The following is a 20,326-nucleotide window of genomic DNA, read 5'->3' as shown; positions in this document are numbered from 1 at the left end:
CAACCTCGGTGTGCATCTGCCAGCGTCACTCAACCCGGATTCCCTCGCTTATCCGACGGCATGCGACAAGGTATCACGAGTTCTCACCTTTTGTTTAGTTCTCACTTTTAGGTGAAGTATCACTTTCAGCGGAGCGTCTCGGATTCACACCGGAGTCGCGGCCGACTCAACCGCGGTCGGCCGAGGCGAGCTGCGCAGGCGAGGTACTCAGTCCAGCAGCCCGGTGGCTTGGCCGCCGTCGATGAGCAGGCCGGTGCCGGTGACGAACTTGGCTTGCTCGCTGCACAGGAACGCCACCGCGGCGCCGAAGTCGTCGGAATCGCCGCAGACGCCCATCGGGTTGCTCTGCCCGGCCTGTTCTTGGTCCATCATCTTTGACACCCGGTCGGTCCAATGCGTACCGGGCTGAGCTGAGTTCACCGTCACTCCGTCGGCTGCCACTTCCCGGGCGGTGAGCTTGAGGAAACTGGTCAAGCCGGCCCGTGCGACCGAGCTGGCGAGCAGGAACGGGATCGGCTGCTTCACGCCGACGCTGGTGATGGCGCACACCCGCCCCCAGCCGCGCTCACGCATTGGCGGGATGGCCACCCGGCACATCTCGATCATGGCCTTGCAGTTCATGTCGAATGCCATCTGGTAGGCATCCATCTCGGTGGTGTCGAACATGCCCGGCGGCGGACCGCCTGCGTTCGTCACCAAGATGTCGACGGAGCCGAGCCCGGCAATGGCCTGCTCCACGAAGCTGCGACCGTCGTCGGGGTTGCCGAGATCGGCGGTGATCGAGAGCACGTCGCCATCGATCTGCGCAGCCGCCGCGGCCAGGCGCTCAGAGTCCCGGCCGCAGATGGCCACGCGTACGCCTTCGGCCGCGAGCGCCTTGGCCGACCCGAGCCCCAATCCTGCTGAGCCCGCGGCCACGGCCGCGGTGCGTCCTGAAATTCCCAAATCCATCGTCGATTCCCCTGTCTCAGCCGGCTGTGAACGGGTCCAGCCACTCGGTGGTCGCCCGGAACCGTAGCTAACGACCGGCGCTCCCGGCTGGCCCAGGCCAGTCGGTACGCCTGCGGACGCGGTCTGGACCAGCCCTGTGCCGTGACGACTCCCTCGTGCTGTGCGAGCGCCGTAGCATCAGGGCGTGAGCGTGACCGGCGCGCCGCCGACCCACGACGAGCTAGTGGCGAAGATGACGGGCGGCATGACGCGTCCCGATCTGCCTCGGTTCGAGGGCTCGGAGCGGCTTCGCCCGGACGGCCGCCCTCGGCCTGAGTTCCGAGCAGAGCTGCGCCGAGTCCCGAACGTGATCAATGCAGTCGAGGTCATCGCGACCTTGGCAGCGCCGGTGGCAGTCATCGCTGCGGTGATCGCCACCGGCCACCCGCTTGCAGTGGTCGCAGCGGTGCCCGTGATCGGAACGCTGCAGCTGCGGTGGTTCATCCTGCACCACGAAGCGGCCCACCGGTTGTTGTTCTCTCACCGCTGGCTGAATGACCGCATCGGCATCAACCTGCTGGGCTGGCTGCCGATGGGCACCGGCTCGCACTTCTACCGGCGGGGCCACGCCAACCATCATCGAGACGAATTCGGACCCAAAGAGCCCGACTTCCTGCTGTATTCCTTCTACCCGATCTCTGCAAGGTCGCTGCGGCGCAAGCTGTTGCGCGACCTCGTCGGCGTGTCGGCGTGGCGCATCACCAAGCCCCGCTTCACCGGGCTCGTGAAGCTGAAGTACGTGCCGCTCAGCCTGCGGTTCTTCGCCGGGCAGGCGATCGTGTTCGGGCTGTTCTGGCTGGCCGGCCACCCATGGCTGTACCTGATGGCGTGGGTGCTGCCGTGGTTCACCTGGTACCAGTTCATCAACCGCCTGCGAGCCGTCGCAGAGCACGGCGGCATGACCCGTACCTCCGATCGCCGCAATACCACGCACCACATCCGCCAGAGCTGGCTAGCGCGTGTGCTGTTCGTGCCGTACCACGTCGGTTATCACCTGGCCCATCACGTCGACTCGGGCGTGCCGGCCCGGAACCTGCCGCGCTTGCAGCGCGCACTGGAAGAGGACGGCTACCTGCCCGCCGCGGCATCGTGGCCGACCTACCGGGCGCTGTGGCGCTCCCTTGCCGCCGGCTCGCCCGAGCCTGCGTAGCCCCCATCTCCGATCGCCGGCGAGGCAACCCGACGGATGAGGGCCGCCGTCGAATACGTTTCGGGGCCATGTCGCGACTGAAATCTGCCCAGCTCGGTTCGAACTGCGGACTCCAGGTCTCCGAGCTCTGCTTGGGAACCATGAACTTCGGGGTCCCCGGTCGGGGACACCAGGGCGACTGGACCCTCGGCGTCGACGAAGCGCGCCCAATCTTCGAGGCCGCCATCGAGCGCGGCCTCTACTACTTCGACTGCGCCGATATCTACGGCGTCGGTGCCTCCGAGGAGGTCGTGGGGCAACTGCTGAGGGAATTGCTGCCACGTGAGCAGTACGTGCTGACCACCAAGGTCTCGATGCCGATGGGCCGCAACCCCAACGAGGGGGGCTTGAACCGCAAGCACATCATGGAGGGCATCGACAATTCGTTGCGGCGCCTCGGTGTCGACTACGTGGACCAGCTGATCATCCACCGCCATCCCCACGGCATCCCCGGCACCGTCGACACGCCGATCGTCGAGTCGATGGAGGCGCTGCACGATGTGGTCAAGGCCGGCAAGGCGCTGTACCTGGGCGGTTCGTCGATGTTCGCCTGGCAGTTCGCCGAACTGCAGTTCACTGCGCAGATGCGGGGCTGGACCAAGTTCGTCTCCATGCAGAACCACTACAACCTCATCTACCGCGAGGAAGAGCGTGAGATGAACCCCTACTGCGCTAGCACCGGGGTGGCGCTCACCCCGTGGTCGCCTCTGGCACGTGGCATTCTCACCGGTTCCTACCGGGGCAGCCTCGATGCTGGCACGACCGACCGCTCGAAGGGCCAAGACCGCGCCCGCACCGAGAGCCTCTATCGGGGCGAGCGCGACTTCGACATCGCCGACCGGGTGTCTGAAGTTGCCGAGCGGCTCGATGTGCGCCCCGCCCAGATCGCCTTGGCGTGGCTGGCGAATAAGCCCGAGATCACCGCCCCGGTCGTCGGTGTGTCCAAGATCAGCCAGCTGGACCAGCTCGTCGAAGCAACGACCATCGAGCTCAGCGCCGACGACACGGCCTACCTCGAAGAGCTCTACCAGCCCGTCGAGAACCTGCTCTCGCTCGGCACAAGCTGAGCAGCAGGTCCCCACGGTGAACACATGAGCGTGCTCGTGACCGGCGGAGCGGGCTACATCGGCTCAGTCGTGGTCGATGCACTCGCAGAGCGCGGCGAGCGCGTTGTGGTTGTCGACAACTTGTCGCGATCCTCGCAGCCAGTGCTGCCTCCTGGGGTCATCTTCGAGTCCGCCGGCGTAGGCGACAGCGAGGCGATCTCCCGACTCGTACGTGGTCATGGCATCACTTCGTGCATTCACCTTGCGGGGCTGATCGCTGTCGGAGAGTCCGTGCGGGACCCGGGTGCGTACATCGAGAACAACTTCGTTCAATCGGCACGGCTGATCCGGGCGCTCCTCGACGGTGGTGTTGAACTCGTGGTGTTCTCCTCGTCTGCCGCGGTGTACGGAAACGCATCGACTCAGCCGATCACCGAGAGCGCTCCGCTTCAGCCGACGAGTCCGTACGGTTGGACGAAGCTCTGCGTCGAGCAGATGCTGCGCATGCATGACACCGCCGATGACCTTCGATCGGTGTCGCTGCGGTACTTCAATGCTGCTGGAGCGACATCGAACCGGACCGAGCAGCACAATCCCGAGACGCACCTGGTGCCCTTGGCCGTGCGCGCAGCATCGGAGCGTCAAGAGCCGTTGACAGTGTTCGGTTCGGACTATCCCACGCCCGATGGCACCGCAATCCGGGATTACATTCACATCTCCGATCTCGTTGACGCTCACTTGCTGGCGCTTGGGTACCTTCGCGATGGCGGTGCAACCACGGCGCTGAATCTGGGTGGGGGAACTGGTCACTCGGTGCTCGAGGTGATCGCGGCGGTCGAGCGCGGACTGGGCCGCACCGTTCGGTACAAACTCGGGCCGCGCCGCGCCGGTGATCCAGCCGAGCTGATCGCGTCGCCGCAGCTGGCTCAGCGCACCCTGAACTGGGTGCCGTCGCGCTCGACGCTTGCGGAGATTGTGGCATCGCTGGCCGCGTTCGACCGATGAGACGCGACGCCCACGCAAGATGCCACTCGGCTCAGTCGAGGAGCGAGGCTCCTGCCGCCGGCCGTGACAGCCAGACGCGCGCGTCGAATCCTGTGGTGACCCGATAGCTCTCTTGAACGGCGCTGGCAAAGGCGTTGGCGGCCTCAGTGTCAACCAGAGCCACTGCGCATCCGGCGAAGCCTCCGCCGGTCATGCGGGCACCGATGCATCCAGGACTGGTCTGCGCAATCTCCACGATTGCATCGAGCGCAGGTCCCGAGACCTCATAGTCGTCTCGCAAGCTGACGTGGCTTGCGTTCATCAGCGCCCCGAGAGCCTCAGCGTCGTCCTCGCACATGGCTTGCGCAGCCTCAAGGGTTCGCTCATTCTCCGTCACGACGTGGCGCGCTCTCCGTCGCTCATTGGCGAGTTCGTCTGGCATGCGCTCGACATCATCGAGCCGCGCGTCTCGCAGTGCGGCCACTCCGAGCCAATCCGCCGCCCGTCCACAGGCGGATCGGCGGTCGGCGTAGGCCGAGTCGACCAGTTCTCGCCGAGTCGTGGTGTCGAGGATCGCCGTCACAGTTCCCTCAGGAAGCCGCCGAGGCCGGACATCGAGCAACCGGCAATCGATCAACGAAGCGTGACCTGCGATTGCACAGGCGGAGATCAGGGGATCCATGATTCCGCAGGGCATGCCGACGACTTCGTTCTCGACTCGCTGACACAATTGGGCAGTTTCCGCAGGTTCCCAGCTCTCGCCTGCGAGTTGCAGCAGTGCTGCGGCCAGAGCGACTTCCAGAGCCGCGGATGACGACAAGCACGCTCCGATCGGGACGTCCGTTGCTATCGAGCAGTTCCATGAACCGGTTGAAATGCCGTGTCCATGCAGCAGATGGCTGACGCCGAAGACATACGAGGCCCAATGCGTGGAATCGATCGACTCGCGTTTGCTGTCCAGTGCTGCCTTGCCGAAGTCTTCCGAGATCACTGTGCTGCGGCGACCGCTTCGAGTGGGACTCAGTGCGACGACCGTGTCGAACTCGATCGCCATCGGAAGTACGTACCCGCCGTTGTAGTCGGTGTGCTCGCCGATCAGGTTGACTCGACCCGGGGCCCTGCTCACCACAGCCGGTTTGCCCCAGCTCTCGCGGTGCAGCGCAATAGCGCGCTGAGCCGCCGGCGTTCGATTTGTCACGCCGACTCGCGGACAACCAACTCGACGGGCAGCTCCACGGTCTCCCTCTGCGCACCCGGCGATCCGATCAGGTCGCTGAGGGCAGCCACGGCCTCTGCGCTGAGCCGTGAGCGATCGAGTCGAATGGTCGTGAGAGCTGGCGTCACGTAGGAGCTCATCTCAATGTCATCGCAACCCACGACGGCGATGTCCTCGGGCACTCGACGACCGCTTGCGACTGCCGCTCGAACGGCTCCGATGGCGACGAGGTCGTTGTACGCAAAGACACCGTCTAGGTCTGGCATTTGGGCTAGCAACTCTGCGAGGCCTGCTTCGCCCCCTTGCACAGTCGGATCGGTCTGCGCCATGGCCGGTGGCCGATGGTCGCCGCGGGTGTCCGCCAAGGTTCGCAGGAAGCCGCGCTCGCGGTGACGTCGCCGGGGCGGGGACACCGTGGCACTGATGACGCCCATTTGCTGGCAACCACGCTTGAGTAGGTGTTTCGCAGCGAGCCCGCCTCCGCCTTCCAGATCGAACGACACGCATGCGACGTTTGGTGCCTCCAGAAAGTCGTCCACGACCACGATCGGCAGCCCGCGCTCGCCGTAGTCGGTGAGTTGGTCGATCGAGTCGAGCGCGGGAAAGACGATGACACCGTCCACGGCGCGCACCCAGAACGACCTGAGTACCTCGGCCTGCCGCTCGGGGTCGCTGCCAGTACTCGCGAAGAACATGGTTTGCCCGGCTCCACGGGCGCGCTGCTGGATCCCTTCGGCAAGGGCGGGGAAAAACGGGTCGGTCATGTCGCCCCCGACGAGACCGACCGTGCCGCTGCGCTTCGTGATGAGTGCTCGGGCAACCATGTTGGGCCGGTAGCGCAGTTCTTCGACGGCCGCCATCACCCTGAGGCGCGTCTCCTCGGAATAGCCACCTTCGTCATTGACGACGCGCGACACGGTGCGCGGCGAAACGCCAACCTTGCCGGCCACGTCGTGGAGTGTTGCTTCCCGATCCATTGCGCTCCGCTGGCGAATTCTTGATCTGATCTGTTCCGTCGAACATCGCCGGATCAGTGCCAGCGCGAACCTACCGGCTCAAGCGGAGCGGGCACCGGTGCCAGGTCATCGTTGACGTCAACGTTGACGCCAACGTTGACGTATAGTATTTTGGCTGGAACGATCGACCTTGCGGCAGACGGGAGCCTCGGCCGCCGAACACCGCGGCCGGACGATCGAAGCCAGCAAGGGGGGCAGATGGCCGCAGTCGCATTCATCGGGGCGGGGAGCACGGTGTTCTCGCGCAATCTGATGAGCGACCTGTTCGCGTACCCCGACCTGCGCGATGACCTCGACATCCGCCTCCACGACATCGACCCCGATCGACTGCGCACTTCTGAGATCGTCGGCCATCGGCTGGTCGAGGCGGCCGGCGCGCGCGCCAAGATCATGGCAACGACGGATCTCCGAAGTGCCGTCGAGGGTGCCGATTTCGTCGTCACGATGTTCCAGATCGGCGGTTTTGAACCGGCGACCGTCCTGGACTTCGAGATCCCTGAGCGATACGGCCTCCGCCAGACGATTGCGGACACCATCGGAATCGGCGGAATCATGCGCGGGCTCCGGACCGTGCCTGCACTGCTGGAAGTGGCCGGAGCCATCCGCGAGTTCAGTGCCCACGCACGGTTGCTCAACTACGCAAATCCGATGGCGATCAACATGTGGGGCCTGTCGTCGATGACTGATGTCGAGGCGTACGGGCTCTGTCACAGCGTGCCGATCACGGCGCAGCACCTCGCTACCGACTTGGGCATAGGCGTCGACGAACTGGACTACGAAGCTGCAGGCATCAATCACATGTGCTTTTTCTTGCGGCTGGAGCACAACGGGGAAGACCTGTACCCGAGGCTGAGAACTCTCCATCGGGCGCCGGAAGACTCGCCCAGGCGCGGCGAGTGGGGATTGCATGATGCTGTCCGCTACGAGATGCTGCGGCGTCTCGGCTACTTCGTCACGGAGTCGAGCGAGCACTTCGCCGAATACACGCCTTATTTCTTGAAGGACGGCCGGCCGGACCTCATTGAGCGATTCAAGATTCCGGTGCGCGAATACGTGCGGCGTTGCGAGGAACAGATCGCTGAGTGGGAGGAGCTTCGGCGACGTCTCGAAGACCCCGAACACCCATTGGAAGTTCCCCGCAGCGACGAATACGCACCTCAGATCATCCACAGCATCGCGACAGGTACCGAGCGCTCGGTGTACGTCAACGTGCCGAATCAAGGCCTGATCGACAACCTGCCCGCTGGCTGCACGGTCGAAGTACCGGCCACGGTGGGAGCCACTGGGATCACGCCACACAGGATCGGTGCGCTGCCCCCGCAGTTGGCTGCGTTGATGCAGACCAATATCGGTCCCCAGGAACTCACGGTCGAGGCGCTTCGGACGGGTCGCATCGAGCACGTGTTCCACGCTGCGATGCTCGATCCGCACACCGCCGCTGAACTCGATCTTGACCAGATCTGGTCGCTGACCAGCGAGCTGATCGAAGCTCACGGCGAGTTCATTCCGGAATCACTCCGGTTCGAGCATCGGTCCGCCGGAGGCGGACGCGTGACGCAGTCTGGGGGGGCAGTCGCGTGACACAGACCGCGGCGCCGTCGCAGGTGTCGCGCCGACGCCCGCTGTTCGGGTCGTCCAGCCTGCATGGAGGATGGCGGTCAGCGATCTGGTTCCTGCTCCCCGCTTTGGTGGGGTTTGTGGCGTTCTACCTCTATCCGGCGCTGCGGGGCGTGTACATCAGTTTCACTGACTGGAATCTCATCGCCAACCGGGGCAGTTGGGTGGGGGCCGACAACTACGACCGTCTGTTCAACGACCGTCAGGTCTGGGAATCGCTCAAGATCACGTTCAAGTACACCGTCATCAACATCGTCTCGCAGACGATCCTTGCGGTCGCCATAGCGGTGCTCATGGACCGACTCACCAAGTCGGTCACGATCCGGGGAATCCTGCTGCTGCCGTGGCTGATCCCGAACGTGATCGTGGCGTTGCTCTGGGTCTGGATGCTCGACGGGAACTTGGGCATCGTCAACGATTTCCTGGGGCTCTTCGGGATGGATCCCGTCAGGTTCTTCACCGACACCGGCAAGGTCATTCCGAGCCTCGCAGGAATCAACACCTGGCGCCATATGGGCTACACCGCCTTGCTGATCTTCGCCGGCTTGCAGACGATCCCTCGCAGCCTGTATGAGGCAGCGGCAGTCGACGGCGCAACCGAGCGTCAGATGTTCCGTGACATCACGATCCCGCTGCTGCGCCCGATTCTGGCCCTGGTCTTGGTCATCACGATCGTCGGCTCGTTGCAGGTGTTCGACACCGTGTTCGTTGCCACCGGCGGCTTCGGCGGGCAGCCGGGAGGACCGGCCAACGCCAGCCGCGTGATCTATCTGTACATCTACCAGAACGCCTTCGACTTCAACCAGCTCGGCTACGCGGCTGCGATCTCCGTACTGCTGGTGGCCATTTTGCTGACCGTCACCTTCTTGCAGCTCAAGCTCCTGCGGGCCGGCGAGAGCGACCTGGCATGAGCACGCCAGCGGTCGAAGATGTGGCGGCCGACGTAGCGGGACCGCAACCGCCCGCTCAGCCCTCCGCCAGGGTGAGAAAGCCGCGGATCGGACGTGCCGCGGCATGGGCATTCATGGTCGCCATCCTGATCGTCAGCGTGTTCCCGTTCTGGTGGGCCTTGCGCACTGGCCTGTCCACCAACGGTGAGCTTTTCGCCGGTGAGCAGAGCCTGCTGCCGGTCGGGTACACCGACAACAACTTCGAACGAGTCCTCGGCACCGCCAGCGACGAAGAGATCCTGGAGAGCCTCGGCCGCCAGAACACCGGATCGTTCGACTTCCTGCAGTCTTTGAAGGTCAGCGTCATTGTGTCGACGGCGGTGACCGTCGGGCAGGTGGCGTTCTCTGCCATGGCGGCCTATGCATTCGCTCGCCTGAGGTTCCGGGGCCGCGACAAGCTGTTCTTCCTCTTCCTCAGCGGGCTCATGGTTCCGCCGATCTTCACGCTCATTCCGAATCTGATCCTGGTCAAGAACCTGGGCTGGCTGAACAGTTACGCGGGAATCATTGCGCCGTTCTTCTTCATGACGCCATTTGCGGTGTTCTTCTTGCGGCAGTTCTTCCTGGGCATCAGTCGCGAGGTTGAGGAGGCGGCGCTGCTCGATGGCGCCGGGCACTTCAGGACGTTCTTCGGGATCATCGTGCCCATCAGTGCCGCTCCGCTCGCGACGCTCTCGATCCTCACCTACATCACTGCGTGGAACGAGTTTCTCTGGCCTTTGGTGGTGGCTCGGGACCCGGCGCGCCAACCGCTCACGGTGGCGCTGGGCCAATTCACGGCTCAGCAGCCGGGGACCTCCCCGGACTGGTCTGGCCTGATGGCGGGCACATTGCTCGCCGCTCTGCCGATCATCGTGATCTTCTTGGCCTTCGGCCGGAAGGTCGTCGACTCGATCGGATTCTCGGGGATCAAGTGATCCCCACCGACAGTCGGGGACCCGATGTGGGTCGCCGCTTACTCCTGGGAGGGAGAACCAGATGACAAAAGCGCTATGGAGGCTGCTCGCAGTCCTTCTCGCATTTTCGCTAGTCGCCGCAGCGTGCGGCGGCGACGACGACGAAGCCGACGCCCCTGCGGCGACTGAGGCCCCGGGGGCGGACGACTCCGACTCCGACGCTGGCGACGACATGTCCGCAGAGCCGGTCGGCATCGAGTACTGGCTCTGGGACGGCAACCAGCAGCCCTTCTACGAGCAGTGCGCCGCTGACTTCGAGGCCGCCAATCCCGGCATCGACGTCGAGATCACCCAGTTCGGCTGGGGCGACTACTGGACCAATGTGACCGCAGGATTCGCTTCCGGCTCCGGTCCTGACGTCTTCACCGATCACCTCGCCCGCTACCCGGAGTTCGTGGCCAGCGATGTCCTCGTTCCGCTCAATGACTTCGTCGAACGTGACGGCGTCGATACCGGCGCCTACTTCCCGGGTCTTGCTGAGCTGTGGGTAGACAACCATGGCAACCGTTACGGCCTGCCGAAGGACTTCGACACGATCGCGCTCGTGATGAATGCCGACCACGTTGCCGGCACAGGCGTGAGCGCCGCCGACTTCGCAGCAGCCCAATGGAACCCCGACGACGGCGGTTCGTTCGGCGAGCTCATTCGCAAGCTGAGCGTCGATGCCAACGGCAACACTGGCGACTCGGCGGACTTCGATCCGGGCAACGTCGAGGTGTACGGCCTCGGTCTCGAGGGCAACTTTGGCGCATTCGGCCAGACAACCTTCTCGGCATTCGCTGCGTCGACCGGGTTCGAATTCCTAGACGTGAATCCGTTCGGAGACTCGGCGAACTACGACGACGCGCGCTTGGCGGCCACCATCGACTGGTTTGCACGGATGATTGAGGCCGGATACGTCGTGCCCATCGAGGACGTCGAGTCGCTCGGCGGCACCACCGTGTTCCAGAACGGCTCAGCCGCTGTCATGGCAGACGGTTCGTGGAAGATCGGAACCTACGTCGGCGCCGATACGCCGTTCGACGTGGAGTTTGCTCCGCTCCCGGTCGGACCGAGCGGTTCGCGCGCCTCGATGTTCAACGGCCTCGCCGATTCCATCAACAAGCACTCCGAGCACCAAGAAGAGGCATGGCAGTGGGTCAAGCACATGGCGTCGGCTGAATGCCAGAACGTCATCGGCGAGGGCGCAGTCGTGTTCCCGGCCATCCCCTCGGCTGCGGAGATCGCGATCGCTGCGCATCAGGGCAACGGCGTGGACGTGACTGCGTTCACCGTGCATGTCGACGACGGCACCACGTTCCTGTTCCCGATCACCGACAGCGCCAGCCAGATCGAGGCCATCGTCGGCCCCGCCATGCAGGAGATCCTGCGCGGCCAGGCCGACGCTGCGGAACGCCTTGGACAGGCGTCCGACGAGGTCAACGCGGTCCTCGGTTCCTGATGGTTGTCTGCCCTCTCAGCTGAGTTCGGATCGGAGGTGCCGGTGATGTCGAGGAGTCGCCTTCCGTACTTCTCGACGCGCCGGCGGCCTCCGGTCCGCCTCCGCGCTGGCGGCGATCGGAGCACGCCTTCCCAAAGGCCGATCCGCACAGCCGGCGTCAGTGTGCTGCTGGCACTGGCAGCACTGATCGGGAGCGCCTGTGGCCGGTCCTCAACGAGCATGGGCGTCTTTGGGATGACTGTCGAGACGTCGCCGCACGCCGAACGCGCGACTTGCGCTGAGCAATTCGCATCGCTCGACCTCGAACACCATACGCGCGGCCCCGGCGCCAGTCGTTCCATGTTCGACGGCATGGGCGCCGGTCTTGCCGTCGGCGATGTGGACGCCGACGGAGACGACGACATCGTGTTGGCGAATATCAGCGGCGCAACCTCCCTGCTGTGGAACGAGGGCGACCTGCGTTTCCGCCGCGATCCCCTCATCGAAGGCCGGTTCCGGCAGGTGTCGATCGTCGACAGCGACGGCGACGGCAGCAATGACGTCGTACTCACGACCGGCGTCGGCCGTCCCCTCGCCATGCGCAATACCGGGGCGGGATCGACAGCTGCTGAGCGCTTCGAGCGGCATGAGATCGTCGGATTGGATGCCTACACCTACTCGATGGCGTGGGGCGATCTCGGCGGGGACGGAGATCTCGACGCCGTGACCGGTGCCTACAACGCAGAGCTCACTGCTGAACGACGCCTGAACCTCGGAAACAAGGGTGGTGTGGGGCTCTTCGAGCGCAGCGGGAGCACGTTCGCCCACACCCAGCTCGCAACCGAATCCCAGGCACTCGCAACTCGCATCGGTGACATCGACGGCGATGGCCGGGTCGACATCTTCGTCGGCAACGACTTGGCGACACCCGACTACGTGTGGTTCGCAGGCGCTGATGGTGCGTGGGAGCAGGCGTCGCCATTTTCCCAGACTGCCTTCAGCACGATGGGAGTCGACGCCGGCGACATCGACAACGACGGCGACCTGGACCTGTTCGCCACCGACATGAAGCCGATGGACGATCGCCCTGAGACCCTCGACGCGTATGCGGGGGTCCAAGCTGACATCGACGCCTCGCCCACCGACGACATCCAGAAGCCGGAGAACGTGCTGCTGCTGTCGAATGACCACGGCTACGACAGCGATGCGCCCTCATTCGGTGTCGAAGCCACCGGCTGGAGTTGGTCCGGTCTCTTCGGTGATCTCGACAACGACGGATTCCAAGACCTCTACGTCGTCAACGGCATGGTGGCCGAGAATCTGTTCGGACATCTTCCCGACGCCAGCCTGATCGAGCCCAACCAAGCGTTCCGCAACGTGGGAGGCGAGCGATTCGAGCCGGCTTCGGGCTGGGGACTCGACGACACGACGGGTGGCCGAGGCATGGCGTTCGCCGATTTCGACCTCGACGGAGATCTCGACATTGTCGTGAACAACCTCAACGCACCGTCGCGTCTCTACGAGAACCGGCTGTGCGCAGGGAACTCTGTGACCGTGGCGTTGCGATGGGCCGGAACGGGCAACACCGCGGCATGGGGCGCCGCCGTCAGGTTGCGCGACAGCGACAGTGGCACGCTCGTGCGCACCGTGGAATCGTCACGCGGCTACCTCTCGGGCGCATCAGCGGTCCTGCATTTCGGCGTGGGCGAAACCTCCGGTCCTGTCGAGATCGAGGTCACGTGGCCCGATGGCGAAGTCGACAAGATCGGCGACGTTGACGTGAACCGCCATGTCACGATCACCCGGACAACAGGGACAGGCACCCGGCTGACGGGGACAGCGCCGCAATGAGTCCTGAGCACCCCGTGCAGCCGGGTTCACCGGTCGAGCGTCGTCGTGACGCTGCGGTGCACCTGACCCCGCTGCTTCCGGCCGCGGCGGCGGTGACAGTGATCGGCCGACCGGCGGTCTGGGCTGCCCCAGCGCTCGTGCTGGGGCCGCTCGTCGGCGGAGTCCTGACGCGGGGCCGCGATGTCGGCAGGAGGCATCGGCTTCGGGCCATCGACTTCAACGCGACCGTCGCGCTCGCTGCACTGGCCTTGTGGGGAATCTTGGAATTCGGTGCGCGGTTCGAGTTGGCCGGCGTCCTCGTGCCCGTCGGCCTGCTCTTGCTCGTCTTGCTGTGGCTGAACTGGCTCTTGATGATGGCGATCGCCGCGAACCGGGCGAGGTACGGAGAGCTGTTCGAACCGCCGTGGGTCGTGCCGTTCTCGCGCTGGCTGGTTGCCCGGGGTGGACAAGGCACACGATTCTCGACAAAGGAGTGCTCACATGGCGACGGTTGAGCTTGCAGAGCTGACCAAGGTGTACCCGGGAGGCGTCACCGCCGTGAACGCCATGAGCCTGAGCATCGACGACGGCGAGTTCGTCGTGTTCGTTGGCCCATCGGGCTGCGGCAAGTCGACGGCGCTGCGCATGGTCGCCGGTCTTGAGGAGATTTCCAGCGGGACCCTGCGAATCGGGGATGCCGACATGACCAAGGTGCATCCCCGCGACCGGGACATCGCCATGGTCTTTCAGAATTATGCGTTGTACCCGCACCTCACGGTCCGCAAGAACATCGCCTACCCGCTGAAGCTATCCAAGACACCGAAGTCCGAGATCGAGGAGCGAGTCGCGCGAACAGCCGACGTGCTGCATCTGACGGAGTATCTCGACCGCAAACCGGCGGCGCTGTCAGGCGGGCAGCGCCAGCGCGTCGCCATGGGACGGGCGATTGTGCGCGAGCCGGCGGTGTTTCTCATGGACGAGCCGCTGTCGAATCTCGATGCGAAGCTGCGCGTGTACATGCGCAGCGAGATCTCCCGGATCCAGCAAGATCTCGGCGTCACCACCGTCTATGTCACCCACGATCAGGTCGAGGCGATGACCATGGGTGACCGGGTGGCTGTGCTCAACGGTGGTGTGCTCCAGCAAGTCGACAAACCCTCCGTGCTCTACCGCCGGCCCGAAAATATGTTCGTCGCAGGATTCGTCGGGTCACCGGCGATGAACCTCTTCGAGTCGGCGATCTCGATCGGCGACGCCGCGATCACCGTGGAAATGGCTGATCAAGCGGTTGAAATGCCACTCTCGTTTCTTGATGACTGTCCGGCCCTGCGCGCCCACGAAGGCAGGCGTGTGGTTTGTGGCATCCGGCCCGATGACGTCTACGACGCTGCACTGGCCCCGGAGGGAGGGCAGCGGATCAGCGCCAATGTGCAACTGCTCGAGGAGCTCGGATCTGAGATCGTGGCGCATCTCGACATCGGAGTCCAACGTGTCGAGGCGGGCGGTCCGAAGACCGATGCGGATGACTCCGAAGACCTTGGCAGCGCCTTCTTGGGCCGGTTTGCCCAGCAGAGCGAGGCGCGCGTCGGTCAGCGCATCGAGATCGCCATCGACGTGTCGGCAATGCACTTCTTCGATGTGGCAACAGGCAGCGTCATTCGCGACTGAACCGTCTGCAACGGCCAACGGGCCGCCCGAGACGCGCTACTAGCGTGCGAATGGCGTGCCGGTCCTGCTTCTGCCACTTGGAGACCGCTGCATCGGGGTGAATGCCAGGGCGTAGCCTTGGCGCTCGTGTTTACGGTGCCCAGTAACCCCGCTGAGGTCTCAGCGGCGCTGTCCGAGCACGGCTACCTCCCCGATGAGGGCCTCTCGACTGTCGTCTACCTCTCGGTCACCATGGGTCGGCCGCTGTTCCTCGAGGGCGACGCTGGAGTCGGCAAGACCGAGCTGGCCAAGGTGCTTGCGGCCTGGATCGGAGGCGATTTCATCCGCCTGCAGTGCTACGAGGGCATCGATGCTGCGCAGGCGCTCTACGAATGGGACTACACACGCCAACTCCTTCACCTGCGCACTGCGGAGGCAGCAGGGCGTGCGGCGGCCGACGCCGAGGCCATCGAGGACGAGCTGTATTCGGAGCGTTTCCTGATTCGCCGGCCGCTGCTGCGCGCCATCGACCACGACGACGCCACGCCCGCTGTGCTGCTGATCGACGAAGTCGACCGCGCGGACGACGAATTCGAGGCATTTCTGCTTGAGGTGCTGTCGGATTTCACCGTCACCGTGCCCGAGCTGGGCACGATCACGGCCTCCCAGCCGCCGCTTGTGGTGGTCACCTCTAACCGCACCCGCGACGTGCACGATGCCCTCAAGAGACGCTGCCTGTATCACTGGGTGTCGCATCCCTCGGTGGACCGCGAGGTTGAGATCGTCAAACTCAAGCTGCCCGATGTGGACGGCACACTCGCACGGCAAGTGGCGTCGGCCGTGTCGGTCATGCGCGAAATGCGGCTGTACAAACCGCCCGGTGTGGCCGAGACCATCGACTGGGCAACGGCCTTGGGACGTCTCGGAGCTGCCGAGCTGGATATCCCCATGCTGGAAGCCACGTTGGGCACGGTGCTGAAGTATCGCGAGGACACCCAGCGAGTCACATCGGTGGGCATGGAGATGATCATGGCCGCCGTGGCTGAGGCCTGATTGAGCAAGCCATGAGCGTCGCCGGCACTGAACTGGGTGCCCCCGCGTCGACAAGCGACGGTCACGTCAACGAGCCCGAGCGCTTGGCCTCGGCGTTCTCGTCCATCCTGCGCGGCGCGGGGCTGGTGGTCACGATCCGGCGGGTCATGGCCTTCACCGAGGCGCTCCGGCTGCTCGGTGTTGCCGACCGTGAGGACGTGTACTGGGCAGGCAGGGCGACGCTGGTGGGAAGTCCCGCCGATATCGGCGTCTACGACCGCGCATTCGCCGTCTTCTGGGAGGGCCGTACGCCCAGCGGGATCGTCGTGGAGCTGCCGCCGATCTCGGTGACGCTGGCTACCGACACTGAGGACGACAGCGACGCGGCGCCGCCAGCCGATGGGGATGAGCCCGACACCGGCCCCACGCTGCGCGTCCGCTACAGCGACGTCGAGACGCTGCGTCACAAGGACTTCGCCGACTGCAACGACACAGAGCTGACTGAGCTACATACGCTGATGGGCGAACTGCGCTTTCGGGCGGTCACCCGGCGCTCGCGGCGCGCTGTTCGGGCAAAGCGCGTCTCCCGGCGACCCGATCTTCGCCGCACGATCCGCCGTGCCTTGCGCACGGGAGGCGAGGCCATCCGGCGCGAGTTCCTGACCGGCGACCGCAAGCCGCGGCGTCTGGTGCTGCTGCTCGACATCTCTGGCTCCATGGAGCCCTACGCCCGTGCACTCGTGCGTTTCGCTCATGCCGCGGTGGTCGGGCGCACCCGGGTGGAGGCATTCACGATCGGCACCCAGCTCACCCGGGTCACCCGAGAGCTGTCATCCCGCGATCCCGACGCTGGTTTGCGGGCCGCCTCCGACTCGGTACTGGACTGGTCGGGCGGCACCCGGCTGGGTGCAACACTGCACGAGTTCAACGATCGTTGGGGAGTGAGAGGCCACGCTCGCGGTGCGATCGTGGTGATCTGCTCGGACGGCTGGGACCGTGGAGCTCCTGACGAACTGGCCGAGCAGATGGCGCGATTGCACCTGGTCACCCACCGGCTTGTGTGGGTCAACCCGCTCAAGCACACTCCCGGCTATGCGCCGCTGGCCCGTGGCATGGCCGCGGCGTTGCCGCATGTCGACGAGTTCATCGAAGGTCATTCCTTCGATTCGCTCGAACATCTGGCCGCTGCCATCGCGGCCTGAGTCGGGCAGCATCGCGACCTCACTCGACGGATCACTCACCGAGAAGGCGAGACTGGACAGATGGACGAGATCCTGAATGACATCGACCGATGGCGGGCCGCAGGCCAGAGAGTGGCCGTCGCCCGGGTGGTGGACATCGAGGGCTCGGGGCCACGCGACCCAGGGGCTGCGATGGCCGTGAACGAAGAAGGCGAAGTCGCCGGCTCGGTCTCGGGCGGATGTGTCGAGGGCGCCGTCGTAGGCGAAGCGCTGGAGCTGCTGGGCGGACGACGAGACCCGGGTATCACCACCTTCGGCTACAGCGACGACGAGGCATTCTCCGTCGGTCTCACCTGTGGCGGCACGATCCACCTGTTCGTCGAGGAACTCAACTGGTGACCAGCATCTACGAGGAGTTCCGCGACGCCATCCGGGCTGAGGAGCCGGTTGCACTGGCAACGATCATCGAAGGCCCTGATGCGCGTGCGGCGTCTGATGTGCGCCCGCACCCGGGTGCCAAGTTGCTCGTGCGGCCCGACGCACCGACGCGTGGCACGCTCGGCAACTCCGAACTTGACCGGGTTGTCGAACGCGACGCTTTGGGGATGCTGGATGCCGGCATCAGCGAGGTGCGCCACTACGGTCGGCACGGCGAAGCACGCCAGATGGATCTCAGTGTGTTTGTCGAGTGCCATGCACGTCGACCCCACATGGTGATCTTCGGCGCAGTCGACTTCACGAGGGCACTTGCCTCCCAAGCAAAGCTGCTCGGCTACCGGGTCACCGTTTGCGATGCGAGAGAGGTGTTCGCCACCAGGCGACGCTTCCCGATGGCCGACGAGGTAGTCGTGGACTGGCCGAATCGCCTGCTCGACCGCATCGGCGACGACCTGGGCCCGCGAGATGCCGTATGCGTCCTCACCCACGACCACAAATTTGATGTCCCCGCCATCGTCGGCGCTCTGCCCACCCGGGTCGGCTACCTCGGCGCCATGGGCTCTCGAACGACCCACGAAAAGCGAACAGAACGCCTCCGAGAAGCCGGCGTCACCGAGGAAGAGCTCGACCGCGTCATGGCCCCAATTGGCCTGGACATAGGCGGTCGCACCCCGGAAGAAACCGCGGTCTCCATCGTCGCCGAGATCATCGCCGCCCACACAGGGCACCAAGCCCCCCGCCTAAGAGACGGCCAAGGTCGCATCCACTGATCGAACGGGCGCGACGGTGTGAGGGGTGGGCAGGGGCAGGGGTGCCCACGCGCAGTTCGCAGCGCCAAAGCCCATCCACCTTGCAGCGGGCGGTGCTGCGCCTGTCCGAGCATGGGTGCGCCTGCCCCGTCCATCCCGGGCTCGGATTCGCACCACGACCGACAGGTAGCGTCAGCGCGATGGACTTCACAACAAACGAGGACCACGAGGCGATCCGCGAGGGCGTGCGACGCGTCTGTGCCGACTTCCCCGACGAATACTGGCGCGAGCGCGACGAGCAGCACGAATTCCCCTGGGACTTCTACAACGCCATGGCCGAAGGCGGCTGGGTCGGCATCGCCATTCCAGAGGAATACGGCGGCGGAGGCCAAGGCATCACCGAGGCGTCGATCGTGCTCGAGGAGGTGGCCGCCAGCGGCGCCGCCATGAACGGCTGCTCGGCCCTGCACCTGTCGATCTTTGGCATGGAACCGGTGCGGAAGTACGGCTCTGAGGCTCTGGCCAAAGAGATCCTGCCGGGAGTGGCCGACGGCTCGATTCACGCTGCGTTTGGAGTCACCGAGCCCGACGCCGGCACCGACACCACATCGATTCGTACCCGCGCTGAGCGTGACGGCGATGAGTACGTGATCACCGGCGCCAAGGTGTGGACCACCAAAGCGCCCTACTGCGACGTGTGCCTGCTGCTGGTGCGCACCACGCCCAAGGAGCTGTGCGACGGCCCGACTCAGGGCATGACCCTGCTGCTAGTGGACTTGCAGGACCCGGCGGTCGACATCACCCCGATCCCCAAGGTGGGCCGCAACGCGGTGGTGTCGTGCGAGGTCCGCTACGACGGCCTGCGGGTGCCGGTCGACCGCCGCGTCGGCGAGGAAGGCGAAGGCTTCCGCTACATCCTCGACGGCCTGAATCCCGAGCGAATCCTGATCTCCGGTGAGGCGTTGGGCATCGGCCGCGTCGCGCTGCGCCGCGCCGCTGAGTATGCGAAAGGCCGAGTGATCTTTGGGCGCCCGATCGGTCAGAACCAGGGCATCGCCTTTCCCCTGGCCGACAGCCACGCCCGCCTGCACGCCGCCGAACTCGTGGTGCGCGATGCGTCGTGGCGCTACGACAACGGCCTCAGCTGCGGCGAGCAGGCCAATCTGGCCAAGTACTTGGCCTCGGAGGCGGCGTTCGAGTGCGCCGATCGGGCAATGCAGACCCACGGCGGCTTCGGCTACGCCAAGGAGTACGACGTGGAGCGCTACTGGCGAGAGGCGCGGCTGATGAAGATCGCTCCTGTCAGCCAGGAGATGGTCCTGAACTTCGTGTCTTCCAAGGTGCTCGGTTTGCCGCGCTCGTACTAGTCGAGCTCGGGGTTGTTGGCCAGTGACGACGGCGGGGGTGCTGCTCGCTGCAGGTGCGGGGACCCGGTTCGCTGGGTCGGAGCACAAGCTGCTGGCCGTCATTGAGGGCCGCAGTGTCGTCAGCCGTTCGCTCGACGCGCTGTGCGACGCGGGGCTTGACGCAGTCGTCGTCGTGACCGGGGCGGTGGATCTCTCCGAAGTGCTGGCCGAGGCCGGCGGCGTCATTGCTGTGATTGCGAACGAGCACTGGGAAACGGGCATCGCGTCGTCGGTGCACTGTGCTGCTCGCTGGGCGAGGGATGCAGGCCACGAGGCAGTGGTGGTGGGGCTCGCCGACCAGCCGTTCGTGACGTCTGCCGCGTGGCGAGCTGTTGGGGCCAGCGAGGGCCGCATCGCCGTTGCCACCTACGGGGGGCGGCGGGGTAACCCGGTCAGGCTGGCACGCGAGGTCTGGCCGCTGGTGCCGCGCGACGGCGACGAGGGCGCACGGACGCTGATTCGGCGATTTCCGGAAATCGTGGTGCCGGTAGCCTGCGAAGGGTTACCCGACGACATCGACACCGTGGAGGATCTGCGCCGATGGAGCTGAAGAGTGAATTCCGTGTCGGCATACCTGTCGAGCAGGCGTGGAGCACGCTGACCGACGTCGAGTTCATCGCGCCGTGCATGCCGGGCGCGCAGCTCACCGAAGTCGACGG

General features: G+C 65.2%; 17 protein-coding genes and 1 pseudogene. 15 read left to right on the top strand and 3 right to left on the bottom strand.

Translation table 11 applies throughout. The features are described from left to right. Positions 1-207: 207 nt before the first annotated feature. Positions 208-951 carry an SDR family oxidoreductase gene (locus ACOOF5_RS02680; protein WP_420436364.1) on the bottom strand — a complete coding sequence of 248 codons (744 nt, stop codon included), beginning with the start codon at positions 949-951 and terminating at the stop codon, positions 208-210. Positions 952-1,135: 184 nt separating this feature from the next. On the opposite strand from ACOOF5_RS02680, the gene ACOOF5_RS02675 reads away from it, so the two are divergent. The 3 genes from ACOOF5_RS02675 to galE all read left to right on the top strand — a co-directional run bounded on the left by ACOOF5_RS02675 (position 1,136) and on the right by galE (position 4,230). Then, positions 1,136-2,140: a fatty acid desaturase gene (locus ACOOF5_RS02675; RefSeq protein WP_420436361.1), complete on the top strand. Its 1,005-nt coding sequence runs from the start codon at positions 1,136-1,138 to the stop codon at positions 2,138-2,140. A 68-nt stretch (positions 2,141-2,208) separates the two neighbouring features. Continuing rightward, positions 2,209-3,246, top strand: a complete 1,038-nt coding sequence (locus ACOOF5_RS02670; protein ID WP_420436359.1) for an aldo/keto reductase — start codon at positions 2,209-2,211, stop codon at positions 3,244-3,246. Between the two features lie 24 nt (positions 3,247-3,270). Continuing rightward, a complete protein-coding gene (gene galE / locus ACOOF5_RS02665; RefSeq protein ID WP_420436357.1) occupies positions 3,271-4,230 on the top strand; it encodes a UDP-glucose 4-epimerase GalE in 960 nt (319 codons plus the stop codon). 31 nt (positions 4,231-4,261) lie between these two features. Here galE and galK read toward each other — a convergent pair whose 3' ends face one another. Together galK and ACOOF5_RS02655 are read right to left on the bottom strand one after the other, a co-directional pair. Continuing rightward, on the bottom strand, positions 4,262-5,407 hold the full coding sequence (galK, locus tag ACOOF5_RS02660; RefSeq protein ID WP_420436355.1) for a galactokinase: 1,146 nt from the start codon (positions 5,405-5,407) through the stop codon (positions 4,262-4,264). Further along, entirely contained in the window at positions 5,404-6,375 is a 972-nt protein-coding gene (locus ACOOF5_RS02655) for a LacI family DNA-binding transcriptional regulator (RefSeq protein ID WP_420436353.1), read from the bottom strand. Before ACOOF5_RS02655 ends, galK begins: the two co-directional genes overlap by 4 nt. A gap of 264 nt (positions 6,376-6,639) precedes the next feature. Here ACOOF5_RS02655 and ACOOF5_RS02650 point away from each other — a divergent pair, with 264 nt between their 5' ends. From ACOOF5_RS02650 to ACOOF5_RS02595, 12 genes and pseudogenes are all read left to right on the top strand, one after another. Then, positions 6,640-8,022: an alpha-glucosidase/alpha-galactosidase gene (locus ACOOF5_RS02650; protein WP_420436351.1), complete on the top strand. Its 1,383-nt coding sequence runs from the start codon at positions 6,640-6,642 to the stop codon at positions 8,020-8,022. Next, entirely contained in the window at positions 8,019-8,969 is a 951-nt protein-coding gene (locus tag ACOOF5_RS02645; RefSeq protein ID WP_420436349.1) for a carbohydrate ABC transporter permease, read from the top strand. The genes ACOOF5_RS02650 and ACOOF5_RS02645 overlap by 4 nt, the downstream gene beginning before the upstream one ends. Next, complete coding sequence (locus ACOOF5_RS02640) at positions 8,966-9,925, top strand: carbohydrate ABC transporter permease (RefSeq protein ID WP_420436347.1); 960 nt, start codon at positions 8,966-8,968, stop codon at positions 9,923-9,925. The genes ACOOF5_RS02645 and ACOOF5_RS02640 overlap by 4 nt, the downstream gene beginning before the upstream one ends. A gap of 61 nt (positions 9,926-9,986) precedes the next feature. Continuing rightward, the gene (locus tag ACOOF5_RS02635) at positions 9,987-11,405 is read left to right on the top strand and encodes an ABC transporter substrate-binding protein (RefSeq protein WP_420436345.1); all 1,419 of its coding nucleotides are present in this window, start codon (positions 9,987-9,989) and stop codon (positions 11,403-11,405) included. A 234-nt stretch (positions 11,406-11,639) separates the two neighbouring features. Next, positions 11,640-13,235 carry a CRTAC1 family protein gene (locus ACOOF5_RS02630; protein WP_420436343.1) on the top strand — a complete coding sequence of 532 codons (1,596 nt, stop codon included), beginning with the start codon at positions 11,640-11,642 and terminating at the stop codon, positions 13,233-13,235. Continuing rightward, positions 13,232-13,729 (top strand): hypothetical protein, encoded by a 498-nt coding sequence (locus tag ACOOF5_RS02625; RefSeq protein WP_420436341.1) that lies wholly within the window; start codon positions 13,232-13,234, stop codon positions 13,727-13,729. The genes ACOOF5_RS02630 and ACOOF5_RS02625 overlap by 4 nt, the downstream gene beginning before the upstream one ends. Beyond that, positions 13,716-14,882, top strand: a complete 1,167-nt coding sequence (locus tag ACOOF5_RS02620; RefSeq protein WP_420436339.1) for an ABC transporter ATP-binding protein — start codon at positions 13,716-13,718, stop codon at positions 14,880-14,882. Before ACOOF5_RS02625 ends, ACOOF5_RS02620 begins: the two co-directional genes overlap by 14 nt. Positions 14,883-15,008: 126 nt before the next feature. Continuing rightward, positions 15,009-15,914: an AAA family ATPase gene (locus ACOOF5_RS02615; protein WP_420436337.1), complete on the top strand. Its 906-nt coding sequence runs from the start codon at positions 15,009-15,011 to the stop codon at positions 15,912-15,914. A gap of 11 nt (positions 15,915-15,925) precedes the next feature. Beyond that, a complete protein-coding gene (locus ACOOF5_RS02610; RefSeq protein ID WP_420436335.1) occupies positions 15,926-17,095 on the top strand; it encodes a vWA domain-containing protein in 1,170 nt (389 codons plus the stop codon). Positions 17,096-17,155: 60 nt separating this feature from the next. Next, positions 17,156-18,282, top strand: a pseudogene (locus tag ACOOF5_RS02605) (XdhC family protein). A 179-nt stretch (positions 18,283-18,461) separates the two neighbouring features. Beyond that, on the top strand, positions 18,462-19,628 hold the full coding sequence (locus ACOOF5_RS02600) for an acyl-CoA dehydrogenase family protein (protein WP_420436333.1): 1,167 nt from the start codon (positions 18,462-18,464) through the stop codon (positions 19,626-19,628). A 22-nt stretch (positions 19,629-19,650) separates the two neighbouring features. After that, on the top strand, positions 19,651-20,217 hold the full coding sequence (locus ACOOF5_RS02595; protein WP_420436331.1) for a nucleotidyltransferase family protein: 567 nt from the start codon (positions 19,651-19,653) through the stop codon (positions 20,215-20,217). Positions 20,218-20,326 lie beyond the last annotated feature (109 nt).

Origin of the sequence: Candidatus Poriferisodalis sp. (assembly GCF_965214215.1) — a bacterium.
Lineage (GTDB): Bacteria > Actinomycetota > Acidimicrobiia > Acidimicrobiales > Poriferisodalaceae > Poriferisodalis.
This window is presented reverse-complemented; position numbering and strand designations above follow the sequence as displayed.

Bases quoted from the DNA above. Each gene is read 5' to 3' on its own strand.
- ACOOF5_RS02680 (WP_420436364.1), bottom strand. From the start codon at position 951: ATGGATTTGGGAATTTCAGGACGCACCGCGGCCGTGGCCGCGGGCTCA.
- ACOOF5_RS02670 (WP_420436359.1), top strand. From the start codon at position 2,209: ATGTCGCGACTGAAATCTGCCCAGCTCGGTTCGAACTGCGGACTCCAG.
- galE (WP_420436357.1), top strand. From the start codon at position 3,271: ATGAGCGTGCTCGTGACCGGCGGAGCGGGCTACATCGGCTCAGTCGTG.
- ACOOF5_RS02650 (WP_420436351.1), top strand. From the start codon at position 6,640: ATGGCCGCAGTCGCATTCATCGGGGCGGGGAGCACGGTGTTCTCGCGC.
- ACOOF5_RS02640 (WP_420436347.1), top strand. From the start codon at position 8,966: ATGAGCACGCCAGCGGTCGAAGATGTGGCGGCCGACGTAGCGGGACCG.
- ACOOF5_RS02635 (WP_420436345.1), top strand. From the start codon at position 9,987: ATGACAAAAGCGCTATGGAGGCTGCTCGCAGTCCTTCTCGCATTTTCG.
- ACOOF5_RS02630 (WP_420436343.1), top strand. From the start codon at position 11,640: ATGACTGTCGAGACGTCGCCGCACGCCGAACGCGCGACTTGCGCTGAG.
- ACOOF5_RS02625 (WP_420436341.1), top strand. From the start codon at position 13,232: ATGAGTCCTGAGCACCCCGTGCAGCCGGGTTCACCGGTCGAGCGTCGT.
- ACOOF5_RS02620 (WP_420436339.1), top strand. From the start codon at position 13,716: ATGGCGACGGTTGAGCTTGCAGAGCTGACCAAGGTGTACCCGGGAGGC.
- ACOOF5_RS02610 (WP_420436335.1), top strand. From the start codon at position 15,926: ATGAGCGTCGCCGGCACTGAACTGGGTGCCCCCGCGTCGACAAGCGAC.
- ACOOF5_RS02600 (WP_420436333.1), top strand. From the start codon at position 18,462: ATGGACTTCACAACAAACGAGGACCACGAGGCGATCCGCGAGGGCGTG.